Source organism: Clostridium sartagoforme AAU1, assembly GCF_000401215.1.
In the GTDB taxonomy this organism is placed as follows: Bacteria; Bacillota; Clostridia; order Clostridiales; family Clostridiaceae; genus Clostridium; species Clostridium sartagoforme.
This window is the reverse complement of the sequence record NZ_ASRV01000171.1, coordinates 1-2,951: the sequence shown is the minus strand read 5'-3', so window position 1 is coordinate 2,951 and position 2,951 is coordinate 1. Positions and strand designations below refer to the sequence as shown.

The following is a 2,951-nucleotide window of genomic DNA, read 5'->3' as shown; positions in this document are numbered from 1 at the left end:
AACAATAGTATTTTCATTTATTTACTAACTTATTTATAATCATATTATTAATTAAAAATGGTTTAAATAATCTACCTCCTATATTATTTATAATGACATTTGTTATATTAGTTTTAATATTAAAATTAATATTTACAGATAAAAGGTATAAGAAGATATATAAATTAGCTGAAGCAAATAGAAGAAGATACATAATGGCTATAGATGCTCTTGAAGGTGCAATTTGGGAGTGGAACAGTGAAAGTAAAAAACTCTATATGTCTACAAAAATTAAAGATATTTTAAGAAGTGATGATAATATAGATAGTTTTGAAAAGTGGTATTCTTTTATAGATGAAGAAGAAAGAGAAGATATAAGAATTTTTATTGAAAATATAATTAGAAATAAAATATGTGATAATTTTATTTTAGAATGCTCTTTAAGAAATTCGATAGATAGAAAGATAATAGCTAAAATTCAGGGAAAAGGAATAGAAAAGAAAAATATTTTCTATTTATCAGGATTTATTGTAGATATAACAGAAAGAAAAAAGACAGAAAACATGAATAAGGTTATAGAAAATAAAAACAGATTAGCGATAGAAGGAGCTAAAGACATAGTATTCTGGTGGAATGTCAATCAAAATATAATATCAATTGATAGTAGTATAAAAAAGTATTTAGATATAGAGGGGGAAGGGGATCTAATAATTACTGATACAAGTTGGCAAAACTACATATTGAAAGATGATATAAAAAGATATAATGAACAAATAAAAAAAGTAATGGATTCTAAGAAGGATGAATTTTATTCAATAGAATATAGAATTTTAAGTAAAGACAACAAGCCAGTTTGGCTCCAAAGCAAAGGAAAGAAAAGATTAGAGAAAAATGGTGACTTATTTATACATGGAGCTCTTTCGGATATAACAGAGAGGAAGGAAAAGGAAATTGAAATTAATTATTTAAGTTTCAATGATGAGGTTACAGGAATTCCAAATAGAAGATATTTTGTTAGGGAAGTTACAAAGCGTATAAGACATTATAAAAATGAAAAAATGGCATTTATATTTATAGATTTAGATAATTTTAAATATATAAATGATACATATGGACATGATGCAGGGGATTTATTACTAATTGAATTTACAAAAATAATAAAAAATATGAAGATAGAAGATTCACTTTTTGCTAGATATGGTGGAGATGAATTTGTAATAGTTCAATATAATTTACAAGAAAAACATCAAATTAAATCGATATTAGATAATATAATAAAGAAGCTAAGTAATCCAATAATCATAAATGATAAAGAGGTTTTTTGTACATTAAGTATAGGCGTAAGTATATATCCTATAGATGGGAAGGATATGGCTATATTGTTAAAAAGAGCAGATATGGCAATGTACCTAGCAAAAGTAAATGGAAAAAATAGATATGAGTTTTTTGATATAGGTATATTAGAAATTTTAAATAGGGAATTTGATATAGAAAAGGGATTAAGAGTAGCTATAGATAGAAATGAAATTCAGTTATTATATCAACCAAAGGTAAATGTAAGTACTGGAGAAATAGTAGGTTTTGAGTCTCTTGTAAGATGGCATAGTAAGGAGCTTGGTGAAGTGTCACCAAGTGAATTTATACCAATAGCAGAGAACTCAGGACTTATAATACCTATAGGAGAATATATAATTGAAGAAAGCTTTAAAAAATGTAAGGAGTTAGCAGAAAATACTAGTAAAACTTTTAAAATGGCAATTAATCTATCAGAGGTTCAAATTAGAGATGAAGAAATAGTATCATTTGTTAACGATACATTAAAAAAATATGATTTAGATGCTAAATATATAGAATTTGAAATTACAGAAAGTATAATAATGAAATCAGCAGAGAAAAATATAAAAACATTGGAAAAACTAAAAAAATTAGGAGTTACTTTAGCATTAGATGATTTTGGAACAGGATACTCTTCATTAAGTTATTTAAGAACATTGCCGATAGATGTACTAAAAATAGATAAAAGTTTTATAGATGGAATACTGATAGAGCAGAAAAGTGAGTATATAATAAATAGTATTGTTGATCTTTCTCATTACTTAAATTTATTAGTTGTAGCTGAAGGAGTAGAAAATAAGAATCAATTAGATTATTTAAAGAAAATTAGTTGTGATGTTATTCAAGGATATTATTTTAGTAAGCCAATTGAATTTAATAATGCAATGAAAATGCTTATAAGTTAAAGTTATTTTTTTGAAATTTTATCACCAAATCGATAAGCTCATCATATTATGTAACTATATTACGATTTGGAGGTATATATGAAAATAGTAATAGATGATCAATATCATAATGATGATAGCGATTATGGAGAACAAGAGTATACTGTAGATGAAAATGGTAACTTGAATTTATTTATTCAGGTTGATGAAGAAATTGAAAAGGAAACTTCTAGCAGAACGATTAATAGAGGCAACATAATCAATAATCAAGCCGAAGAAAAAATAATAGAAAATAATTTTAATGAGGATTTTTTAGTAGATGAAAAATACGCTGATTCAGATGTATATGACAATCTTTACTCACAAATAGGTAAAGCAAAAGAAGAATTTGCAGATAGAAATATAGTAGAGGAAAAGGGGACAATTCAAGTGACATCAAGGCTTGCTAATAAAGACGGTGTAGAGCTTAAAGGAGCAAGAATAAACTTATATTTATTAAATGGAATATCCCCTAAGTTGTATGATTCAAAATTTACAGATAGTAATGGTAAAGCTATATTTAGTAATTTAGAAAATGGATGTTATAGAGTTATTGCAATAGTAGATAGAAGATTTTTCGAAAAACCTTCTTACTATAGTTGGAATGAGGTAACAATAGATAAAAATAATAAATATGCTGATATATGTGTAGTAAATAGAATAAAAATGTCTTATTACAGAAGATAGATAAATATTATAATGTTTATACACTTA

At 25.3% G+C, this 2,951-nt stretch carries 2 protein-coding genes; both read left to right on the top strand.

The window, feature by feature from the left end; translation table 11 throughout:
• The first annotated feature begins 92 nt into the window (after positions 1-92).
• A complete protein-coding gene (locus A500_RS14200; RefSeq protein WP_242835139.1) occupies positions 93-2,219 on the top strand; it encodes a sensor domain-containing protein in 2,127 nt (708 codons plus the stop codon).
• A 78-nt stretch (positions 2,220-2,297) separates the two neighbouring features.
• Positions 2,298-2,924, top strand: coding sequence for a SpaA isopeptide-forming pilin-related protein (locus tag A500_RS19620; protein ID WP_016208258.1), 627 nt, complete (start codon positions 2,298-2,300; stop codon positions 2,922-2,924).
• Positions 2,925-2,951: the final 27 nt, after the last annotated feature.

Bases quoted from the DNA above. Each gene is read 5' to 3' on its own strand.
- A500_RS19620 (WP_016208258.1), top strand. From the start codon at position 2,298: ATGAAAATAGTAATAGATGATCAATATCATAATGATGATAGCGATTAT.
- A500_RS14200 (WP_242835139.1), top strand. From the start codon at position 93: ATGACATTTGTTATATTAGTTTTAATATTAAAATTAATATTTACAGAT.